Annotated in this window: 18 protein-coding genes; 10 read left to right on the plus strand and 8 right to left on the minus strand. The window is 64.8% G+C overall.

The features are described 5' to 3' along the window. The first annotated feature begins 44 nt into the window (after window positions 1-44). The 4 genes from leuS (at window position 45) to DEJ30_RS07990 (ending at window position 5,999) form a co-directional block, all read left to right on the plus strand. Complete coding sequence (gene leuS, locus DEJ30_RS07975; RefSeq protein ID WP_110860205.1) at window positions 45-2,600, plus strand: leucine--tRNA ligase; 2,556 nt, start codon at window positions 45-47, stop codon at window positions 2,598-2,600. Window positions 2,601-2,708: 108 nt separating this feature from the next. Then, window positions 2,709-3,503, plus strand: coding sequence for a ComEA family DNA-binding protein (locus DEJ30_RS07980; protein WP_110860207.1), 795 nt, complete (start codon window positions 2,709-2,711; stop codon window positions 3,501-3,503). Between the two features lie 9 nt (window positions 3,504-3,512). Beyond that, window positions 3,513-4,292, plus strand: coding sequence for a hypothetical protein (locus tag DEJ30_RS07985; RefSeq protein WP_110860209.1), 780 nt, complete (start codon window positions 3,513-3,515; stop codon window positions 4,290-4,292). Window positions 4,293-4,553: 261 nt separating this feature from the next. Next, window positions 4,554-5,999, plus strand: a complete 1,446-nt coding sequence (locus DEJ30_RS07990) for a hypothetical protein (protein WP_146238521.1) — start codon at window positions 4,554-4,556, stop codon at window positions 5,997-5,999. Window positions 6,000-6,098: 99 nt separating this feature from the next. On the opposite strand, the gene DEJ30_RS07995 is transcribed toward DEJ30_RS07990, so the two are convergent. From DEJ30_RS07995 to DEJ30_RS08005, 3 genes are read right to left on the minus strand one after another with little or no spacing between them, the layout of a single operon-like run. Next, window positions 6,099-7,286, minus strand: coding sequence for a GIY-YIG nuclease family protein (locus DEJ30_RS07995; RefSeq protein WP_110860213.1), 1,188 nt, complete (start codon window positions 7,284-7,286; stop codon window positions 6,099-6,101). Next, window positions 7,283-9,265 (minus strand): DEAD/DEAH box helicase, encoded by a 1,983-nt coding sequence (locus tag DEJ30_RS08000; RefSeq protein WP_110860215.1) that lies wholly within the window; start codon window positions 9,263-9,265, stop codon window positions 7,283-7,285. Before DEJ30_RS08000 ends, DEJ30_RS07995 begins: the two co-directional genes overlap by 4 nt. Next, entirely contained in the window at window positions 9,262-11,979 is a 2,718-nt protein-coding gene (locus DEJ30_RS08005; RefSeq protein WP_110860218.1) for a DNA methyltransferase, read from the minus strand. Before DEJ30_RS08005 ends, DEJ30_RS08000 begins: the two co-directional genes overlap by 4 nt. 259 nt (window positions 11,980-12,238) lie before the next feature. Here DEJ30_RS08005 and DEJ30_RS17780 point away from each other — a divergent pair, with 259 nt between their 5' ends. Continuing rightward, window positions 12,239-13,051, plus strand: coding sequence for a hypothetical protein (locus tag DEJ30_RS17780; protein WP_146238522.1), 813 nt, complete (start codon window positions 12,239-12,241; stop codon window positions 13,049-13,051). Window positions 13,052-13,511: 460 nt separating this feature from the next. Here the strand turns inward: DEJ30_RS17780 and DEJ30_RS08015 are convergent, their stop codons facing one another. The 3 genes from DEJ30_RS08015 to DEJ30_RS08025 all read right to left on the minus strand — a co-directional run bounded on the left by DEJ30_RS08015 (window position 13,512) and on the right by DEJ30_RS08025 (window position 15,652). Beyond that, complete coding sequence (locus DEJ30_RS08015; protein ID WP_110860222.1) at window positions 13,512-13,853, minus strand: hypothetical protein; 342 nt, start codon at window positions 13,851-13,853, stop codon at window positions 13,512-13,514. Continuing rightward, window positions 13,850-14,998 carry an ATP/GTP-binding protein gene (locus DEJ30_RS08020; RefSeq protein ID WP_110860224.1) on the minus strand — a complete coding sequence of 383 codons (1,149 nt, stop codon included), beginning with the start codon at window positions 14,996-14,998 and terminating at the stop codon, window positions 13,850-13,852. Before DEJ30_RS08020 ends, DEJ30_RS08015 begins: the two co-directional genes overlap by 4 nt. Before the next feature lie 90 nt (window positions 14,999-15,088). After that, window positions 15,089-15,652, minus strand: coding sequence for a hypothetical protein (locus tag DEJ30_RS08025; RefSeq protein WP_110860226.1), 564 nt, complete (start codon window positions 15,650-15,652; stop codon window positions 15,089-15,091). A gap of 505 nt (window positions 15,653-16,157) precedes the next feature. Between DEJ30_RS08025 and DEJ30_RS08030 the strand changes: the two genes are divergently transcribed. The 4 genes from DEJ30_RS08030 (at window position 16,158) to DEJ30_RS18110 (ending at window position 18,039) form a co-directional block, all read left to right on the plus strand. Continuing rightward, window positions 16,158-16,508, plus strand: a complete 351-nt coding sequence (locus tag DEJ30_RS08030; RefSeq protein WP_110860228.1) for a hypothetical protein — start codon at window positions 16,158-16,160, stop codon at window positions 16,506-16,508. A 19-nt stretch (window positions 16,509-16,527) separates the two neighbouring features. Continuing rightward, window positions 16,528-17,121: a hypothetical protein gene (locus tag DEJ30_RS08035; protein WP_110860230.1), complete on the plus strand. Its 594-nt coding sequence runs from the start codon at window positions 16,528-16,530 to the stop codon at window positions 17,119-17,121. Continuing rightward, window positions 17,118-17,300, plus strand: coding sequence for a hypothetical protein (locus tag DEJ30_RS08040; protein ID WP_110860232.1), 183 nt, complete (start codon window positions 17,118-17,120; stop codon window positions 17,298-17,300). The genes DEJ30_RS08035 and DEJ30_RS08040 overlap by 4 nt, the downstream gene beginning before the upstream one ends. Before the next feature lie 469 nt (window positions 17,301-17,769). Then, complete coding sequence (locus DEJ30_RS18110) at window positions 17,770-18,039, plus strand: HNH endonuclease (protein WP_181420047.1); 270 nt, start codon at window positions 17,770-17,772, stop codon at window positions 18,037-18,039. Window positions 18,040-18,042: 3 nt separating this feature from the next. On the opposite strand, the gene DEJ30_RS17785 is transcribed toward DEJ30_RS18110, so the two are convergent. Further along, the gene (locus DEJ30_RS17785; RefSeq protein ID WP_146238523.1) at window positions 18,043-18,393 is read right to left on the minus strand and encodes a hypothetical protein; all 351 of its coding nucleotides are present in this window, start codon (window positions 18,391-18,393) and stop codon (window positions 18,043-18,045) included. Between the two features lie 193 nt (window positions 18,394-18,586). Further along, window positions 18,587-19,078 (minus strand): uracil-DNA glycosylase, encoded by a 492-nt coding sequence (locus DEJ30_RS08050; protein WP_110860236.1) that lies wholly within the window; start codon window positions 19,076-19,078, stop codon window positions 18,587-18,589. Window positions 19,079-19,170: 92 nt separating this feature from the next. On the opposite strand from DEJ30_RS08050, the gene DEJ30_RS08055 reads away from it, so the two are divergent. Continuing rightward, window positions 19,171-19,473, plus strand: a complete 303-nt coding sequence (locus DEJ30_RS08055; RefSeq protein ID WP_110860238.1) for a hypothetical protein — start codon at window positions 19,171-19,173, stop codon at window positions 19,471-19,473. The last annotated feature ends 182 nt before the right edge of the window (window positions 19,474-19,655 follow it).

Raw genomic sequence — 19,655 nt, forward strand, 5'->3', positions numbered from 1 at the left:
AGGCGGACGCGGGACGGGCCTCCCGGCTTGTATCGTTGACGACCGTGACCACCGAGCAGCACGCCGAGGACCCGAACGCCTACGACTTCCGTCGTATCCAGGAGAAGTGGCAGCCCCGCTGGGAAGAGCTCGGGCTCTTCACCACCGACCTCGACGACACCCGTCCGCGCAAGTACATCCTCGAGATGTTCCCGTACCCGTCCGGCGACCTGCACATGGGACACGCCGAGAACTGGGCGCTCGGGGACTTCGTCGCGCGCTACTGGCGTCAGCAGGGCTTCAACGTGCTGCACCCGATCGGCTGGGACTCCTTCGGGCTGCCGGCCGAGAACGCGGCGATCAAGCGCGGGGTGGACCCGAAGGACTGGACCTACGCGAACATCGAGCAGCAGAAGGCGTCCTTCAAGCGCTACGCGCCGTCGTTCGACTGGACCACCGAGATCCACACCTCGGACCCCGAGTACTACAAGTGGAACCAGTGGCTCTTCCTGAAGATGTACGAGAAGGGCCTGGCGTACCGCAAGGACAGCTGGGTGAACTGGGACCCGGTGGACCAGACCGTGCTCGCCAACGAGCAGGTCCTGCCCGACGGCACCTCGGACCGCTCCGGCGCCGTCGTCGTGAAGAAGAAGCTCACGCAGTGGTACTTCAAGATCACCGAGTACGCCGACCGGCTGCTCGACGACCTGAACCAGCTCGAGGGGCGGTGGCCGGCGAAGGTCATCGCGCAGCAGCGCAACTGGATCGGCCGCTCGGTCGGTGCCGACGTCGACTTCGTGATCGAGGGCCGCGACGAGCCGGTCACGGTCTTCACCACCCGTCCGGACACGATCCACGGGGCGACGTTCCTGGTCGTCGCGCCGGACTCCGACCTGGCGGCTGAGCTCGTTTCGTCTGCTCCGGACGACGTCCGTGCTGCGTTCGATTCGTACCTGGTCGCCACCCAGAAGACCTCGGAGATCGACCGGCAGAACGCCGATCGCCCGAAGACCGGCGTGCCGCTCGGCCGGTCCGCGATCCACCCGCTCACGGGGGAACGCCTGCCGATCTGGGCCGCCGACTACGTGCTCGCCGACTACGGCCACGGCGCCGTGATGGCCGTGCCGGCGCACGACCAGCGCGACCTCGACTTCGCGCGTGCGTTCGACCTGCCCGTCAAGGTGGTCGTCGACACGAACGCCGCCGTCACCGGGGCGATCCCCGTCATCCCCGAGGGCGCGACGCTCGACGACTTCGACGTGCCGACCCTCGACCCGGTCGCCACCGGCGAAGCGCTGACGGGCCAGGGCCGGATGATCAACTCCGGGCCGCTCGACGGCATGTCGAAGCAGCACGCCATCACCGCGGCGATCGCGCTGCTCGAGGAACGCGGTACCGGCCGTGCCGCCAAGACCTACCGCCTGCGCGACTGGCTCATCTCGCGCCAGCGCTTCTGGGGCACCCCGATCCCGATCATCCACGGTGCCGACGGCACCGAGCACCCGGTGCCCGAGGACCAGCTGCCGATCGTGCTGCCGGACACCGAGGGGCTCGACCTCAAGCCGAAGGGCACGTCCCCGCTCGGTGGCGCGACCGACTGGGTGAACGTCCCGAACCCCGTCGACGGCACCCCGGCGCTCCGCGACACCGACACGATGGACACCTTCGTCGACTCGTCGTGGTACTTCCTGCGGTTCCTGTCGGCGAACGACGACACCCAGGCGTTCGACCCGGCAGCCGCGCGCCGCTGGGCTCCCGTCGACCAGTACATCGGCGGCATCGAGCACGCGATCCTGCACCTGCTGTACGCCCGCTTCGTCACCAAGGTGCTGTTCGACCTCGGGTACCTCGACTTCACCGAGCCGTTCTCGGCGCTGCTCAACCAGGGCATGGTGCTGTCCGGTGGCTCGAAGATGTCGAAGTCGAAGGGCGGCGTCTCGCTCGGCGACGAGCTCGACGCGAACGGCGTCGACGCCATCCGCCTGGTGATGGGCTTCGCCGGCCCGCCCGAGGACGACATCAACTGGGAGGACGTCTCACCGTCCGCCTCGGCTCGGTTCCTGGCGCGGGCGTACCGCCTGGCGCTCGACGTCACGTCCGCACGGGACGCCGTGTGGGCCGACGGCGACCGGGCACTCCGCCAGGTCACGCACCGGTTCCTCGCCGACGCCCCCGGGATGATGGAGTCGTTCAAGTTCAACGTCGTGATCGCGCGACTGATGGACCTGGTCAACGTCACCCGCAAGGCGATCGACAGCGGGCCCGGCGCCGGTGACCCCGCCGTGCGCGAGGCCGTCGAGACCATCGCGCTCGGCCTGAGCGTCTTCGCGCCGTACACCGGCGAGGAGATGTGGGAGAAGCTGGGCTACGAGGCCACCGTCGCCACGTACGGCTGGCGGAAGGCCGACCCGACGCTGCTCGTGCAGGAGACCCTGACGGCCGTCGTGCAGGTCAACGGCAAGGTGCGTGATTCGTTCGAGGTGTCGAAGTCGATCGAGCCGGACGAGCTCGAGCAGCTCGCGCGGTCGTCGGCCAACGTGCAGCGGTACATCGGTGACCGCGAGATCGTGAAGGTGATCGTCCGGGCGCCGAAGCTCGTGAACATCGCCATCAAGGGGTAGCGACCGTCCCTGGCGTCGTCCCTCCACAGCAGGGGCGTTCGCGGCACCCGTCCACGGGTGTGACCTCCGGAGCCCGGCCGATCGGCCGGGCTCCGTAGCGTTCCGCACATGTCGTCCCCGTCGTCTCCCGGACCCTGGTGGTCCCGTCTCGCGTTGTCCCCACGGGCCGCCGTGGTGCTGGCGGCGGTCGTGGTGGTGGTCGCCGTCGTGGTGGTCCTCGTCGGGGCGCTCGTGTCGGGTGGTGGCGAGGGCGCCGGGGGCACGGGTGGCATCGTCGTGCGTGGCGCGCCGACGGCCGGTGCGGGTGGGGCGTCGGGCGCGCCGTCGCCGTCGCCGTCGGCCCCTGCTGGTGCCGGTGCCGGTGTCGGGGCTTCGTCTGCTCCGGGTGTCGGCGCGGACACGGGTGCCGGGCGGGTCGTGGTGCACGTGCTCGGGGCGGTGCGGCGGAGCGGTGTGGTCGAGTTGCCGACATCGAGCCGGGTCGGGGACGCGCTCGAACGTGCCGGTGGCGCCACCGACGACGCCGACCTCGACCGCCTGAACCTGGCCCGGGTGCTGACGGACGGCGAGCGGTTGTACGTGCCGCGCCTCGGGCAACAGGAGGTGCCCGAGGCGCTCGGGCTGATGGCAGACGGTGCTGCCGCCGGGCCGACTGCCGCTGCCGGGGCAGGGGGCAGCGGTGGCACTGCGGGCACCGGGGCCGAGGGGTCCACCGTCGTCGACCTGAACACCGCCGACCAAACCGCGCTCGAGACCCTGCCCGGGATCGGACCCGGGCTGGCCGGGCGGATCATCGCCTGGCGTGACGAGCACGGCCGGTTCACCGCGGTCGAGGACCTGCTCGACGTCAGCGGCATCGGCGACGTGCGGTTCGCCGAGCTCCGCGGTCGCGTGCGGGTCTGAGGGGCGACGGTGCAGCTCGCACCGAGTGCGATCGACCTGCGGGTCGCGGTGCCGGTGGCGGTCGCCTGGATCGCGACCGCCCTGCTCGTCGGCGTGCCCGACGTGGCACCCGTGGTCGGTGGGGCCACAGCGCTCCTGACCGGCGTCAGCGGCAGCGTGCTCCGGTGGCGTCGGGGCGCCGGGGTCGTGCCGGTCGTCGCCGGACTGCTGCTCGTCGCGGGGTCCCTGACGACACTGCTCGCGGTGTCGGTCCTCGTGGGGGAGTCCCGGCGGGCCCCGGAACCGCTGCGTGCGCTCGTCGCCGGTCCGGGGGCGGGGCACGTCGACGTCGAGGCGGTGCTGACCCGCGACCTCTTGCCGGGGGACCGCTCCGTCACCGCGAAGCTGGTGCGCGCGGACGATCTCGACGGGCTCCGGGTGCCGGTCCGGCTCGTCCCCGACCAGCACGGCGACGCACCGGGCGCCGTGCTGGCGGCTGGTGCCCGGGTCACCGTGACCGCCGCCGTGCAGCCGGACGAACCCGGTTCCGCAACCGCGTTCGTGGCGTTCCTGCGCGGGACGCCGTCGTCGGTGCCGCCCGACGGGCTGCTCGGCGCCACCGACACCGCGCGGCAGGCGTTCGTCCGGGCCACGGCCGACCTGCCGCAGCCCGGAGCGGCGCTGCTGCGCGGACTCGCGATCGGGGACCGCTCCGGCCTCGATCCGACGACCGAGGCGGCGATGGAGACCTCGGCGCTGACGCACCTGACGGCGGTGTCCGGTGACACAATACGAAAGGGGGGTGCGTAGTGTTCACCGGGCATCTACGGGCTCACGCGGGCGCGCGCGAGCAAGCGGCGCGCTGGCACGTGACGGGGCTCTCGCTCACAGTCACCGGCTCCCTCCGATCGTCGCCAGTTTGCCAGGCGCCGGTCCTGTCCCTAGCTGCGTGGCAAGCGGGAGTTCCAGCCGCAACTCCGTACAGTCGAGGATTGATCGGGCACGGCCCCGCAGGACGGACAGGTGTCCCTGCGGACGTCACGGAACGCCCGCACAGACTTGGGGGATGCGATGCGGTTCTCGGAACACTTCGGTATCGAGCGTGACGAAGCCGATGACTGGTTCGATCCACACATGACGATCGACACTCGCCTCTTCGTGGACCCGCTGCTGCTGCTAGAAGCCGGCGAAGAATGGGCGGAGGCGCACGCAGAGCTGATCGCTCACTTCGTTCACTGCTACGAGCTTGTCGCCAAAGCTTCGGGACCAAGCTCCGTCTCGGCGCAGGCTGCGCGGCGGCTTCTGACGTTCCCCGAGCCATACGAGGTGGGCCTGGGCTACACCGAATCGGGGACTCGCGGTTCTGGCGCAGGAGACAAGTTCGCGGGTCGAATGGTCGACGGCATCGCTGTCGCGATCGCCGCTGGACTCGTCACTCCTGAGCACATCGAAGAGATCGGTATCCTCAACGAAGGACTGGGTGCAGACCGCATCTCGGACGCTGCCGTCAACGTCTTGAAGGCCCGATTCATCTCCTACACCCAAGCTGTCGCTCGCAGACACGACCTGCCTCTTGTCGGTCACAAGGTCCGACACGCGCGAGTCTCGGTCGAACATGCACGTTGGGTTGACGAGGTCGTCGAGCTCCCGTCCAATCCGGCAACGGGACGTCCGATCATCCTTCTCCCCGAACGAATCCTCGGAGAGATACCGACCTTGAACGCGGAAGACTGGTTCGACTCGCACTTCAACGAGGACATTCGGCTCTCGCTGAACCTTCCCGTTGGACAGGCTGTCTCGAAGTCCAGCATCGTCGAATTCGCGCGCCGTCACCCCGATCGGGTCCGCGACTGGGCGCGGGAACAGACCTCCCGACCGGACCTCAGCGGCTACGATTTCGGCGCTGATCGACTTGGCGTTGTGCAGTGGGACCGCGACCCGGCTGCCTTCGCAGTCGAAAACGCGCTCCCCTTCCGCAGCGTGGCGTCCTCTGAGGAGCTTCTCGATCTCATCGCGGAGGTCATTGAGCGGTTCCGGCACTTCGTCGAGCAGCAACGCGGTTGGTCCTTACTGTGGAACGACGACGGATCCGAGAAGCCCGAGCAAGCCGTGCAACTCAGCTTCCTGGGGATGGCTCAGCAGTACCTCAGACAGTTCGACGTCGAACTCGACCGCGAGGTCGAGCTCGGGCGCGGTCCAGTCGACTTCAAAGCATCCTCCGGCACGACCATTCGTGTCCTCATCGAGATCAAAAAGCTGCACAATGGCAAGTTTTGGAACGGGCTCGAAGACCAACTGATCAGCTACCTGAGGTCGGACGGATCGGGCCATGGTTGGTTCCTGGCTGTGCAGTATCGCAACAACCGGGCAGCGGTCAACCGGCTGCGCGAGCTGCCGAAGCGTGTGAAGGCTGCCGCGCTCGCTCACGGCGCCGCGTTGCGATACGCCTCTGTCGATGCGCGTCGACCCTTATCCGCGTCGAAGATCGACTCCGGTGCCGCTCCTACAAGCCTCTAGCGCTCCCGCGACGGGCGACAAGCGACCTGGCGCACGCCGAAGTCGACCACCAGGCGCTGGCCAGGCGGGACAGGTCATATTCGTAGCGGCATCACCCCTTCAGCAAGCCGGAACGCGCACGAGCTGACGGGAGTTGCGGTCGTAGACGTAATCGACGATCTCGCCCGACATGATCATGGCGACGGCTCGATTGATGACATGGCGGGGTACGACGAACCACTCGGACGGGTCGTAGTCGCGCCCCTTCCGATCGACTTGAGTGAGATCGAGGCGAACGTCGGCGAACACCCGGTGCAGCAGAGCCTCCAATGCCGACGCCTTGACGTTGTACACCCTGTAATCGGCCACGATCCTAACTGGAGCCATCAGGTAGGTGGGCGATGTCGATGCGCCCTTCACGCGCTGCTCGACGCTCGTGGTCGAGAAGCCGATCTTGTGCAAGTCCTCGATGTTCGCGATTAGTGGATCGGCGCTCATCGACTGCAGCACGTAGATGTGCCCGCTCTCGATGTCCGCATCGAGGATGGCGCTGGCGTCGTGCCCCGTGCGGGCGAGCACCTGACCCTGGGCCTCGTACATGCGCGTCTGGAGACTCTTGTCGTACATCGCCGATTCAGTGCCATTCTCGAACACCAGGCGCAGACGCTGCTTTTTGCGCGATTCGCCGCCGATCACCAAATCGACCTTTTCGCCGACCTCGGCGACGAAGCACATGACGCCGTTGAGGACGAAGAACACGCCCTCGCGGATCAGGTCCATGCCCGTGAACGGCTTCAGAGTGAAGGTGCCATCGCGCAGCTCAGCGTGCTTGGCCTTGAACAGCGGCTCGAACTGCTCGAAGTCCTTCGCCTTCACGCGCTGGGCTACGGACTCGGCCGACTCAGGACGCTTGATCACCAGCAAGTCGGACACGTCGAGGATCCCGGAGCCATCGCCCAGCAGCTCGTCGAGGTCATCGCTTTCCAGCAGGTCGTCGATGGAGGCCGGCGCTTCGGCAGCTTCGAGGAGGCCGAACTCATCGAGGTGCTTGACCGCCTCTGCCTTCGCCTCGTCGGCCAGGAACCCGTCCAGGCGCGCGCCGAGCTTGCGCTCGGCGATCTCGCGCGTCTGCGAGCTGGGAAGCCGCTTCTCGGTCCGCCGGAACTCGACGATCTCGAGGAAGGCCCGCTCGAGGCGGTCCGATGAGGTGATCTTCTTCGGCTTCTCGGGAGCGATCAGCAGCTCGTCGTCGAGGATGTCGTCGAGGCTCAGCGGTGCTGATGTCTCACTGGTCTCGTTCTCGCTCATTCGACCACCGTCTCCGTCGCGGCCTTCTCGGCTTCGCGCTGCTGCTTCAGCTTCTGCAGGAACAACAGCGCCGCGGCCATGCGCTTCTCCGCCGGGTCGTCTGACCGCGGATCGGGGCGCCTGCCATGCACCTGCACCCAGGTCTTGATCTTTGGGTACACCGCCAGCGCTTCCTCCTCCGAGAACTCGATCTTCGTCGACGTGATCGTGTCCTGGATCAGTCGGAGCACTGAGGGCGTGACCGATTTCGACAGCACCTCGAAAGCCCGCTGGAACGGGTTCACCGAGTCGATGAGGTTGATGTTCAGCTCGTCGATGTTGACGAACTTCTCGGCCATCTTGATGAAGCGCTTGTCGCCGACCTCGCGGACCTCGCCGTTCTTGATGACCGAGTCCACGACGACCTGCTGGCGTACCTCTTCGATCTGCTCCTCGGTCAGATCCGGGTACTTCTCACGGATAATCTTCGGGATCAGCACCTTGTTCGTCGTCTCGGCGTCGACGGAGCCCGCGGCGGCCCGTGCGAAGGTGTCGTCCTGCAGGATCGTCGCTTTTAGGTCGTTCAGGTCCGTCGCGACGATCTGCTTCACACGGTCGCTCGAGGGCTCCTTAAAGCCCTTAATCTTCAGCTCGCCCTTCTTCGCAGGCTCGTCGTCGTCGGACTTCTTCGTCTTGAAGTTGAAGTTCGGTGCGAGCACCTGCTCCATGAGCAGCGACGCCGTGATCGCCTTCAGCATGTTGTTCACCGACACCTTCACCTCGCCCTGCGATGCGTCCGGCTCGGCGATGAGGTTCGTGAACTGCGCGTGTGACTTGCCGGGGCTGTCTCGGGTCACGCGACCGATGATCTGGATCACCTCGGTGAGGGAAGCCCGGTAGCCGACGGTCAGGGCGTGCTCGGCGAAGGGCCAGTCGAACCCCTCCTTGGCCATGCCGAGGGCGATGATGATGTCTACCCCGTCGCGTTCCTTCGACCCGGTGTGGGACAGGTAGTGCAGTGTGTCGCCGCGCTTCTTCTGATCGGTGTCGTCGACTAGGTCCGCCACCCGTACGATTTCACCGGTGTCCTCGCGGCGCACGCTGATGATGCCTGTGTCGGGATCGGTCGACTCGACGTGACCAATCGCGTCGATGATCCGGCCGACCTCTTCAATCTTGTCCTTCGTGGACTCGCCGGAGTTCACGCTCGGGATGTGAACAATCGTCTTCTTATCCAGGTCGAGCACCTGGTCAATCGCGTCCGTGTACCGGCCCTGGTAGAAGTGGTGCCCGATGCCGAGCGAGTGCAAGAACTCGTACCCGTTGAGCTGGTCGTAATAGTTGAAGGTCACCGGGGTGAACTTCGCTTCATCCTCGGGTGACAGCACCGGCACCGAATCGCCGCGGAAGTACGAACCGGTCATAGCCACGATGTGCACGTCCGAACCGTTCATCACGTCTCGAAGTAACGCACCCAGCCGCGACGTTTCCGTGTCCGCCGACACATGGTGGAACTCGTCGATGGCCAGTACCGTACCGTTGAACGACTCCGGGGCTAGCTTCTCGAAGGCGAAGCGAAGCGTCGCGTGGGTGCACACGAGCACCGCGTCTGGGCCCTCGAGGAAGTCGATAAATGCGTCGACCTTCCCCACCGACGAGCCGGCGTCGCACAGGTTGTGTTCGTCCTTGACCTCCCAGTCAGCCCAAAAGCCGTGCTTCGTGAGAGCAGTCGACTCAAACGAGGCACCGATCGAGCGCTCCGGCACCGCCACGATGACCTTCTTGCGGCCCTGGTTGTAGAGCTTGTCCAGCGCCACGAACATCAATGCGCGGGACTTGCCCGACGCGGGCGGGGCTTTGACCAGCAGGTGCTGCGCGTCGCGCTGCTCGAAGACGCGTTGCTGCATCTCCCGCATCCCTAGCGGGTCAGTGTTCACCGACGCCTTGGTCTGCGCGTACGTCACGTCGACTATGTTCACGGGCTGGTTGATCGTGGTCATTCCGCGGTCCTCCGGGTCTTCTGAGCCGGGGCCTTCGCGGCTTCCTCGGCAGTCATACGCTCGTACAGCGCGAACAGGTCAGACAGGCGCTGTTCGTCCGTCTCGTACCGCTTCTGCGAGTAGATCGAGTCGACCAGTAAATCGATCGCCGCGTGCGCCTCTCGAAGGTCGGGCGGCATCCCTTCCGGATCGTAAAGCTCCGCCAGCGTCTGTTCACAGTGGTACTCGCGCACATCGAGCACGCGAAGCGCCGCGGCCGTGAGCGACTCCTTGAGAGCGGCTGACAGCGGCGGGACGGGGAAGTTGTTGTAGACGATGGTATTCGAGTATTGGTAATTAATTCGCATTCGGCCTGACACGGCGTTTACCCAGGACATATGCATCTGCGACGTCAATATTGCGAATAACCATGGTTCCGCTCTGTAGATCGCGAAGCCCTTGTTGGAGATCACCGTATCAGGATCTAGGTAGCCCATAGGGATGTACTTGCGCAGGCCTGAAGAGATGCTGGGCACCATGATTGACTCAGTCGCTTCATATCTAATCTCACCGAAGCGGTGCGGCAAGGATGCGAGCTTTCGTGTTGCCTCACGCCCACTCTCCTTGCGGTTCTGCCTTACCCGCTCGACACGATCAGCGATCCACGGCACGGCGCATGCGGACTCTACCGCTGAGTCGTCGATCCAAAGCGCGAACCGATCCTCGCCAGCAATAAACTCACTTGCGCCGAGGAAACGCTTGAGATAGGCGGCCGCTTCCGGGTTTTCTTCTAGCAGCCGATCGCGCTCGACATCGCTGAGTACAAGTCCACCGCCGTCGTTGGGCATACTGCCGAACGACATCGCAGGCAATGCCGAAAGCGGATTTCTCCTGGCCGTGACGAACACGTTGGAGCCGTCCGCGAGGTACCCATTTATGTTGGCGGTTGCAATTCGCAGACCTTTGTCATAAATGTACTTAGTGTCATTGCTAGCACGTCGCAGACCAATCACCGCAACTGTGACGTCAGCATTGTTCTTGGCGTTGTTGTCCCATTGAAAACCGGGATAGGCAAAACCTATCTCCAAGTTCATTGCAAAGATCGTTGGGAACATCAGACCAACGTGTTCACCTTGGGTCACTGTTTTGGTCGTAACAAATGCAAGTTGGGCACGCGTTCCTTGGATGTAGTCGGCGCCCTTGATGAACCATAGTGCTATATAATTGAGGTTCCTGGAGTGCGGGCGTTCGCCAAAGACGTAGGCATAGTCTGCCTTCTGTTCGGACGTCTGTCGCTTGGAACCGTAGTACGGCGGATTGCTAATTAGATAGATTTCGGAATCGCCGTCGTTCGAGCATACTTCGTTCCAGTCGACGCGGGCGGCGTTGCCCGCCCGAATCTGACCGGACTCCTTGAGGGGGATCAGCGGAATCGAGACGCCAAATTTGTCGCGGAACTCGCTGTTCATCTGGTGCTTGGCAATCCACAGCGATAGCACTGCAACTTCAGTCGCGAAGTCGTCCAGCTCTATGCCGTAGAAGTTCTCGATACTAATTTTGGATTCGGCCCAGAGTACTTGGTGCATCGGACTAAGGTCGGCGAGTCGTTCGAGAATTGCGTGCTCAAGCTTGCGGAGTTCCTTGTATGCGATGACGAGGAAGTTGCCGGATCCGCAGGCCGGATCGAATACCTTTATCGAGGCAACCCTGTCGAGCAGACGAACGAGACGCCGCTCGCTTTTGTAAGCTGAGTCGAGCTCCGCTTTGAGAGCGTCGAGGAATAGTGGCTCAATTGTTTTCAAGATGTTCGGCACCGACGTGTAGTGCTGCCCCAGGTCGCTACGTTTACCCGGCGTTACGATCGCCTGGAACATCGAGCCGAAGATGTCGGGATTGATGTCGCGCCAGATGAGTGTTCCGGATGCGATCAATTCGTCGCGAGCACGCTTAGTGAAGCGAGGCACCACCTGATCATCCTTCACGGTGAACAGCCGGCCGTTCACGTACGGGAACTCGACGAGGTGGTTCGGTTTGTCCGCGGGATCCGCGGTGTCCAGCGCTGCGAACAGATCGGTCATGAACTCGGCGAGATCTGAGCCGTCGGGCTGCGTCTGAGATCCAACCGCGTTTGTGAACTGATTCTCGCTGAAGATTCCGGTGTCTTCGGCGAAAAAGCAAAACAGCAGCCGGGTGAAGAAGACGTTGAGTGAGTGACGTCCGCGCTCGTCGTCGAAGATCCCTGGGTTCGCGTGCAGCAACTCGTCGAAAAGCTTGCCCATGCGCTCGGCCGCCTTGACGTCGGCGTGAGACTCCGCAACGTACTGTGCTTTTTCCATGCCGGCCCAAGGCAAGAAGAAGGTAAAGTGCTGGTCAATCTCCCGAATCGGGAAGCCAATCGTTTCGTTCGTCTTGATGTCGTGGGCGACGATGTCGATGTAGTCGGTTGCGATGACAAATCGGGTGCTGTAGCGGACGACGGCGGGGGATGTCTTCCTCTCCTCCACGATGTGCAGCGGGTCGCCGTCGGTTTCGCTGAAGTAGACGACGCTCTTTTGTGCTACTTCAGTCTCGGGATCGACGGCCACGTTCAGTGAGCCGTTGCGCAGTCTTGTAACGTTGCCCTGCGGCTTCCCGAAGGCCATTAGCAGATCGAAGATGAACTCCCGGTCGTACGTCTCTCGGCTCGCGAGAGGTGCAACACGCTCCTCGATCGCCTTCAGGCTGAGTCTCGCCATGTCTGTGTCCTAGTCTTGCGCTAGCTGGGAAAAACTGCGTAGCCGGTGGTTCGTGCTGATGGTTCCCCTCGGACGAGGGCTCGCCCGTAGCAAGCAGCCTATTTGACTTGTGTGGCGTCCTGCGATCTGCGAGTGGAGCGCCGTGCGCCTGTGTTCGTAGTAGACGGCACGGCGCCGCGACGACTCGGCAAGTAGCGTTGATGCCGATCCGCTCGCGCTGCGCATCCCGGGACCGGCGCGCGTTGAGATAGGACAAGGGATGGCCAAACCGAAGTTCGTGCAGCGGTTCCCCGCTCACGAGGACCCTGCGCTGAGCGCGCACACTCACCAGACCGGGCCTGGCTCTGGCAGCCTCAACTGGACGTGGGCGATGCGATACGTGTTCAGTGCCCTCGCGGACCCGGAACGCGCCCGTTTTCCAGAGCGGCCCGCCGCTGGCGTCGATCGAACGTCATCGCCGTCGCTCGGGTACTGGACCGCTCTGCAGGGATACATGACCTACGTGCTTGGGTGGCGCCGGCACGTTCTCGGTCTTCAGTGGTGGATGGCTGAGGGTCGCGAGCACGCTGAGCACCCGAGACTTGATCTGCTCCGATCCGTCTGGGATCACGACGGCGCTATCGAGAGCTATCTGGCTTGGTCGATGGCCGCACCTGGAGGGCAAAACCCCACATCGATCTACCCGAAGCAGGATGCTGCCTCGTCAGTGCCGCCTGACTCGCGATGGAGCCGTTGGTTGACGGACAACAAGCACCTATTGCTGAGATCATGGGGGCCATTCGGCCTTCACCTCGAGATGGGTGACCACCTGAAGGAAATTGAGCAAGATCCTGTCGGTGCGTATCGATGGTATGCGGAAGCCGAGGCAGAGTGGGCAGTCCTCGAGGTCGAGTCGTTCGGCACCGCGTTCCGCGTCCTTCGAGAGGGACTGGGGCTGCCTGCTCGTTACCGGCCGACGTGGCGCGTTCGCGTATTTGCTCACGACGTCGGCTACCTCGGTGAGTATCGACGGTCGTGGGAGAGCGGGCTCTGGTTCTCTGGCCCTCATCGGTACAACGCCCGCGGCATCTGAGGGGAAGGACGGCGCTAGGTCCCTGCCGTGCGAGACGATGATGCAGCATCGGCTTCCTTGGCCTAGTCTGCGAAAGTGAACCCCGCCACCTTCTTACGGCATACGTCGGCCAGAGGAACGACTGTTGCTGGCAGCGGTTCCGCGAGGACGCTCTGATGCCTCGGCCGCCGAACGGCTGCACGACACTGATGCGCAACTTGCTGGATCGCCTTCGGGCAGTGCGTCAGCGAAGGCGCGGGAGGCAGGAGCGCAGCAGGCTATCTCACGCGGTCTTCTGGCCGCTTCGGGTTCTTGTCGACACGTTCTGGGCGATCATCGATGCGGTGTTGATGGTTGTCCTGCTGCTAGTAGTCGTCGTGATGGTGCCAATCTGGCTCATCGGATCGTTCCTTAGCTAGCTCGAGAACGACGGTCCTGTGAGAGTGGGCGCCACCTCGATCGCTTCAGCGACTGGGCAGGGTTACTGACTCCTTAAGGTGCCTGGCTGGTCCCAGATCGAGGCGTATTCCGTCTCGACCGCGTGCCAGAGTTCAGCACGCGCGCTGTCGTAGTCGGCAAAGCGAAGGTGATCGGGGGCAAGCACGACGAACTCGTGGGGGATGACCCGGCCGGCGCGGTCCTTCCGCTGCTCCGGATCAGGGAACCGCACCGCGAGCGTCGCGGCCCGCTGGGTAAACGCAAGAGGAGCTCCATCCAAACCGACGAACGCGTCCTCGTACACCTCGAGCGGATTCTCTAGGCCGCCAGTGCGAAGGAACCGGAACCCCCAGGTTCTCCCTCGGGTGGCCCAGATGAGATTCACTTCGGACTCTCGATGAGGACGTCGTTCTCTACAGCACGGTTGAGATCGAGGCGGAAGCCGAGCAGCACGGCGGTGAGGAAGTCGTGGCGGTCTGCTGCCTTGTCGTACGCATCCTGCAGCTTCTCCGTGCCGTGCTCGATGAGCGGGTCGACGACGAACGGCACGAGGGCGGGGAGCAGCTTGAGCTTGCCCGGAAGCTTTCCGGCGAACGCGCTGAGGAACGAGATCGCGGTTCCGGCGTTTTTCATGAGTTCGGTTGCGACCTTCCCGCCGTGGCGGACCGCTTTCGCCCAGCGCAGCTGCCGCGAGAGCGGCAGCATCGCGGCGATCGGCAGCATCAGCGGCACCCCGATCTGCTCGCCGAAGTCGATCCGGCCCGGTTCGAACTTCGCTGAGGAAAGCAGGACGAAGTCCTCACCCAACGAGAACGCCTCCGGCTCCTCAGCGAACGCCGCAAGCTCCTCCCGCAAGAGCGTCATCTCCTGCCCAACCTTCTCCACCAGCAGGTCCCTGAACGCTGTCGCATTCAGCGCCGGCAAGAGGTCCGCCTTCGACAGTCCGAGGATCCAGACCCTGGGGAACCGGACAAGTCGATGCCCAACTGGCAGGAGCTCGTTGCGGACCCTGGACACGTGGGCGATGTAGTTGGTCAGCAGGGCTTTGAGATACCGCTCTTCCTCACCAGTGTTGTCAACGAGTCGTTGCCCGTCCACGAGCAGCACTGCCACATCGGACGTGACCAGCCCTCTGAACGTCTCCGCACGTCGGTCAAGTTCTTCCTCGGTTGACGGTTCTTCCTCAAACCACTCGCCGGGGTAGTCGTGCCACACCAGCCGCAGTTCCTCGGCTGCTGCCTTCTTGCCCTTGGACACAGGGTTGGGGCGCTGCTTGACTGAGAACACGTACTTCGTGGCCGAAAACCGGTTCGTGGCCGGGGTCGCGCCAGAGTTCTTCATGCCGAGGTAGTTTTGATGCAGCCGCAGGCCCTGCGCGGCCGTGTCCGCGGTGATCTTGTACAGACTCTTCTTGATGAAGGCTGGTTCTTGTGCGGCGCCGTAGAACGACGAGAGCAACACGGTCTTCCCGCTGCCGGACTCGCCGAACACCGCGATCTGCTGTTCCCGAGCAACCTTCAATGGCTTCATGCTGCCAACCTAGAGGACCGCGGGAGAGGCTGCCGGTTGCGATCACCTTGGCTCGACTCGTCCAGGTCGTCGCCGGGGTGAAGGCCGGCGTCAGGTCAGTGCACCGGCTACGTCCAGAAGCTTCAGCGTCGCGAGGACTGCGTCATCCCGGTACTGCTTTGACTGCGCGACCGTACGAACCGTCTTGACCACCTCGGTCGCGCCAACCACCGTTATTGGCCCTGCGCCGACCACTTGCGTGGCGCACCACTGTCGAACTTCCGCCTCGTTCGTGCCACCCGCAAACCGGCCGACGTACAGCCGTAGCTCGACCTGGTCGACTGCAAAGCCGAACCGCTCGGCGGCGCCCTGAACCACCGCGTCTCGTACCACGCTGTCATTGATCAGTGCGTACAGCGCGTTGAATCGTTGTTCGGCGGTTTCCCCGCGAACGTGGGACGCGACCACGCCGCGGGACCCGAAGAAGGACTTCACCGTGACCAGCACGAGCCGGTCGGCACGGGCGCCCACGAGATCAACCTCGAAGCCATGGGTCTGCCACTCCTCGTACGCGGCCTTCCGAGTGCGACGTCTGACTGGGAACTTCAGCGCGCTCGAGACCACCAGGCCTTCCGTCTCCATCGCTAGCGCCACGAACTGCTCAAACGCTTCCATGGGGGAGAGGCTAGTGCGCGTCCTGCGCTCGACCCTACGTTACGGCTTGGTCTTCAGAACCTCGTTTGCTAGTCCGAATAGGTCCGGGTAAATGGTAGAGCTCGAGAACCCAAATCGGCGCTCAAGGTGATCCCGGATGGTCTTCTTCGCTTCCGCGGCGATCCGGAGCGTGAACGTAGGATGACTCTCGGAGGATGCTTGCCGAGCTCCGGCGACTCGCATCCCGAGGCCAGGTTCGAGAGGCTGCATCCGGGACAAGTAGTGAGTTCAACGACACGATTGTGTGCGAGCTCGAAGGCGGGCTCGTGGTACCTGACGACGGTGGCGGTCGCGAGGGACTACCGGGTCCGGCGATCTCTGCGAGAATCGCGTCATGACGGATCCTCGGCAGTCGGGTCGGCGCATCGGGTGGCATCTGCACCCGTGGCGCTTGGACACCTACCGCTACTGGACCGGTCAGCGGTGGCTTCAAGACGGAGAGGCTGCGCCTGAGGCTCGCCCGGTCGTGAAGCGGAAGCAGCTGCTGCCATGGGGGAGCGCGATCTTGCTGCCCGTGCTGACCCTCGCCGTACTCGGCGGTATCATCGGCGCGGTCAAGATCGGCACGGCCATCGGGCCGACCGCCAAGTGCACGATGGCGATGGAGCAGGCCGAGCAGCAGGCTTCCGACGCGGACTACAACGCTGACTTCTACGTCGAGCGGAGCCTCGACATGTGCCGGGACGCCGATGACTGGAACAAGGCGTTCGCGAAGCACCCGAGTGTGCTCGGCATGACGCGAGCCACCGGCGAAGAGGACCTCGAGATCGTCTGCGGCGTGTTCCCGGACACGGCGGTCTGCGAGTCCCGTCCGTGACGAGGAGTCAGGGAGTGTCGTGACGTCGCCCGCAGTCGCTGACGGCCACCCGCAGCTCGGCTCCGTGCACAAGAACGGCGACCGTCGCTTCGGGATGACGGGGCTCCTGGCGAGCGTCTACGCGGGTCGCGGGACGCCGCGGGCGTCGAACCTCTACCGCTCGAGCGTGACCGAGCACATGCGCGAGGTGCGCGTCGGCGACGAGCTCCGTGTCAAGTGGGACGGTGCTCACTGGTGGGCATCGTCGGTCGCAGGCACGGTGGGGCGGCTCACCTGGTCGAAGAACCTCCGCGAGGAGACCGCGTACGCACGCGACAGCGCGAGTCCGTTCGACTTCGACGACGGGACGCTGCACGTGCAGAGTGTCACCATCAGCGCTGCCGGCGAGGTCGTCAACTGCGGCGGGTTCGTGGTGCCAGACAACTACGTGCCGTCGGACCGGCCGATGACACCGATGCCTGACCCGGCGGAGCGCGAGCTGACCGTGACGGTGAGCTTGCCGTCGCCGGTGCCGGGGGAGCCCCCAGTGCCGGAAGCGAGCACCGAGACCGGGACGCGACCGGGCTGGCTTCGACGGCTGCTCGGGCGAGAAGGCGAGGGAGAGCAACGATGACGACGTACACACCACGAGAGCTGGCAGCCCAGCTCGGCTACACGAACGAGTCCCGGCCGGGGAAGGTGGTGCGGGACTACCTGCGCTCGATGTACCCAGGGCACGTGGACTACGAGCGCTGGGAGCTCGACGAGGCCCAGGCTGGCGATGTGCGAGCGAACGTGCCTCGCGCGTCGTGATGGAGTCGCACCCGAAACCGTATCCGTGGGTCGTACTACGCGCCGACGGGGCCGCTACGGTCGAGAAAAGTCAGACCACGATCGGAGATTGATGTCTCGCCCTCTTGCAGCGGATCGACCTCTCGCCGCGTTCCGTTGCGGTGGGTGCGGAGTCGCGTATCCAACGCACCTTCGCAACCGGAAGTACTGCTCTGACGAGTGTCGCCTCCTGTACATGGCTGCTCGCACCGGTCGCTGCGACGGATGTGATGGCGCGTTGCCGTTGAGTCATGACGAGCGATTCCTCGCGCATGTCACTGGCGAGTGGGAAGAGATCTCCGCTGGCTTCGCGCGCGATCATGAAGACTGCCGACGGAAAATCATCGACCACTCCGGAAGACCGGTTGGATGCGGGTGCTCGAGGTGCAAGCAAGCTCGAGGAGACGCTCCCCCGCGGCTCCGGCTCGCGCCTCAGGCGCGATCGAGGGACGTGACACCGCAGTTCCAAAGGAACCGTCCGATCGTCCTGGAGCGCGACGGCTGGGTGTGCCAGATCTGCGAGATTCCGATCGACCGTGAGGCGCTACCGTTCGACGATCGTGCACCGGCTGTCGATCACATCGTTCGCGTAACCGAGGGTGGCGGCGACGAACTCGACAACCTTCGTGCGACGCACCGATGGTGCAACCTCAGACGCGAGCACTTCCTCTTCGGCGGGGACACTTTCGTTGCAGAGGCCGCGCGAGCGCGCTTTGCATGAAGATCAGCGAGGACCGCGCAGCGGACTTCGCACGCTGATGTCGCGTCCTCGGATCCAACGACCGGCTTCCTTCCGGGGCCAACGCCACCAGCGGGAGATCTCCCAGCGCTCGTAGGCACCGTTTTGCTTCACCTCGACGCGAGCGGCCGCGGCAAAGGAGCCGTATCGGCGCGGGACGACCCACTCGACGCCGATCCACACCGAAGGCAGCAGGTCGCGAGGAACGCGGAGCTCGAGCGTCTCAGGATCTGAGCGGGCGTCGAGCACCGGGGGTATGCCGGGGATGGCAAAGGCGCCCAGGATGGAGGTGACGCCTTGCACTCCGGCCCACCACGGAGCTTCCCACCAGTTCATGCCGCGACGCTACACAGGATCCGAGACCGCTCGGAGGAGGTCAGCTGTCCGGTTGGTCGACAAACGTCGCGGCCTTGGTCAGCGTCGCGATGAAGTGCTCCTTCGCGCCGGCTTGCGCGAACGACTGACCGGCTGGGTGCACGGTGCGCAGCACTCGGTAGCGATCGCCGATCGCGAGGTCGAGGTAGGTGTCCTAGCCAGCCTGAGCCTTCTGGCCCGACAGGACGATGGCGCGGAGGTCAGGCAGGAGCCCGAGGAGCCCCCGCAGTTCGACGGCGCCCTGAGCGAGGTCCACGGGCGTCGGCTTCACGGACGCGCGTCCGAGGACCCAGGGCACGATGTTCCATGCGAGGACTCCGCGGTGGAGGCCAACCTCGTCGCGCGTGCGCCAGAGGTTCTGCGCCGTCGGGTCGTCGTTGTCGACCGAGATGAACCCGGAGCCGCCCCACTCCGGGACGCTCTTCGGGCCCGGCGCCTCGAGCAGCAGCAGGACCTGCGACCGGACGCCTGTCTCAGCGGGGTCGAAGTGCGGCACGACGATCTCCGGCTGACGCGCACGCCGCCGATCCTCGACGTCGCGAGCCCAAGCCTCGAGAGGGAGGGTGTCCTCGGCGGTGCCAAGCAGCTGACGCCGCTCGGCAACGCGTGCCGGATCGCGGAAGCCGCGAGGAGTGCTGAGGAGCATGGGCCGAGCGTAGCGATTCGGCGAGGCTGGCCATGCCGCTAAGGCGCCAGCGCTAGTCGAACAAACGTTCGATTGAGTGCGATGATGGCCCCATGGGCAAGAACGCGAGGCACGGCACCGACGTCAGCCGTGCCGCGATCAACGAGTTCCTGACCAGGCCTCGGCCGGTCACGCTCACCAAGGACGAGCTCGCGGACGATCCCGTCTGCGAGGTCACGGACGGTGAGCCCGTCGACGTCTGGTTGCGCTTTCCGGAGCAGTCGGTGCAAGAGCGCGCGGTGGTCGTCGCCTACACGGATCGAGCTCGCCAGGTCGAGGTCACCAGGCGCGACGGCTCGTCGTACCGGGTGTGGGTCTGGGCCGGGGCGGTGACCGTCGCCGGTCGGGAGCGCTGACCGGCATGCCGGCGGGGGAGATCTGGAAGCCGCCTCGGTCGGGGACAGCAGAGGAAGTTCTCGTCGGAAGCGACGCCCTCTCCCTCTCAGCGGAGGCAGCCGGCTCCGACTGGCGCAAGCTCGAAGAACCGCTGCCGGTGTGGGTCTGGCTGCAGTTCCGGACGTTCGAGCGCCGTGTGGCC

It is taken from the genome of Curtobacterium sp. MCPF17_003 (genome assembly GCF_003224385.1).
Classification (GTDB): Bacteria; Actinomycetota; Actinomycetes; order Actinomycetales; family Microbacteriaceae; genus Curtobacterium; species Curtobacterium flaccumfaciens.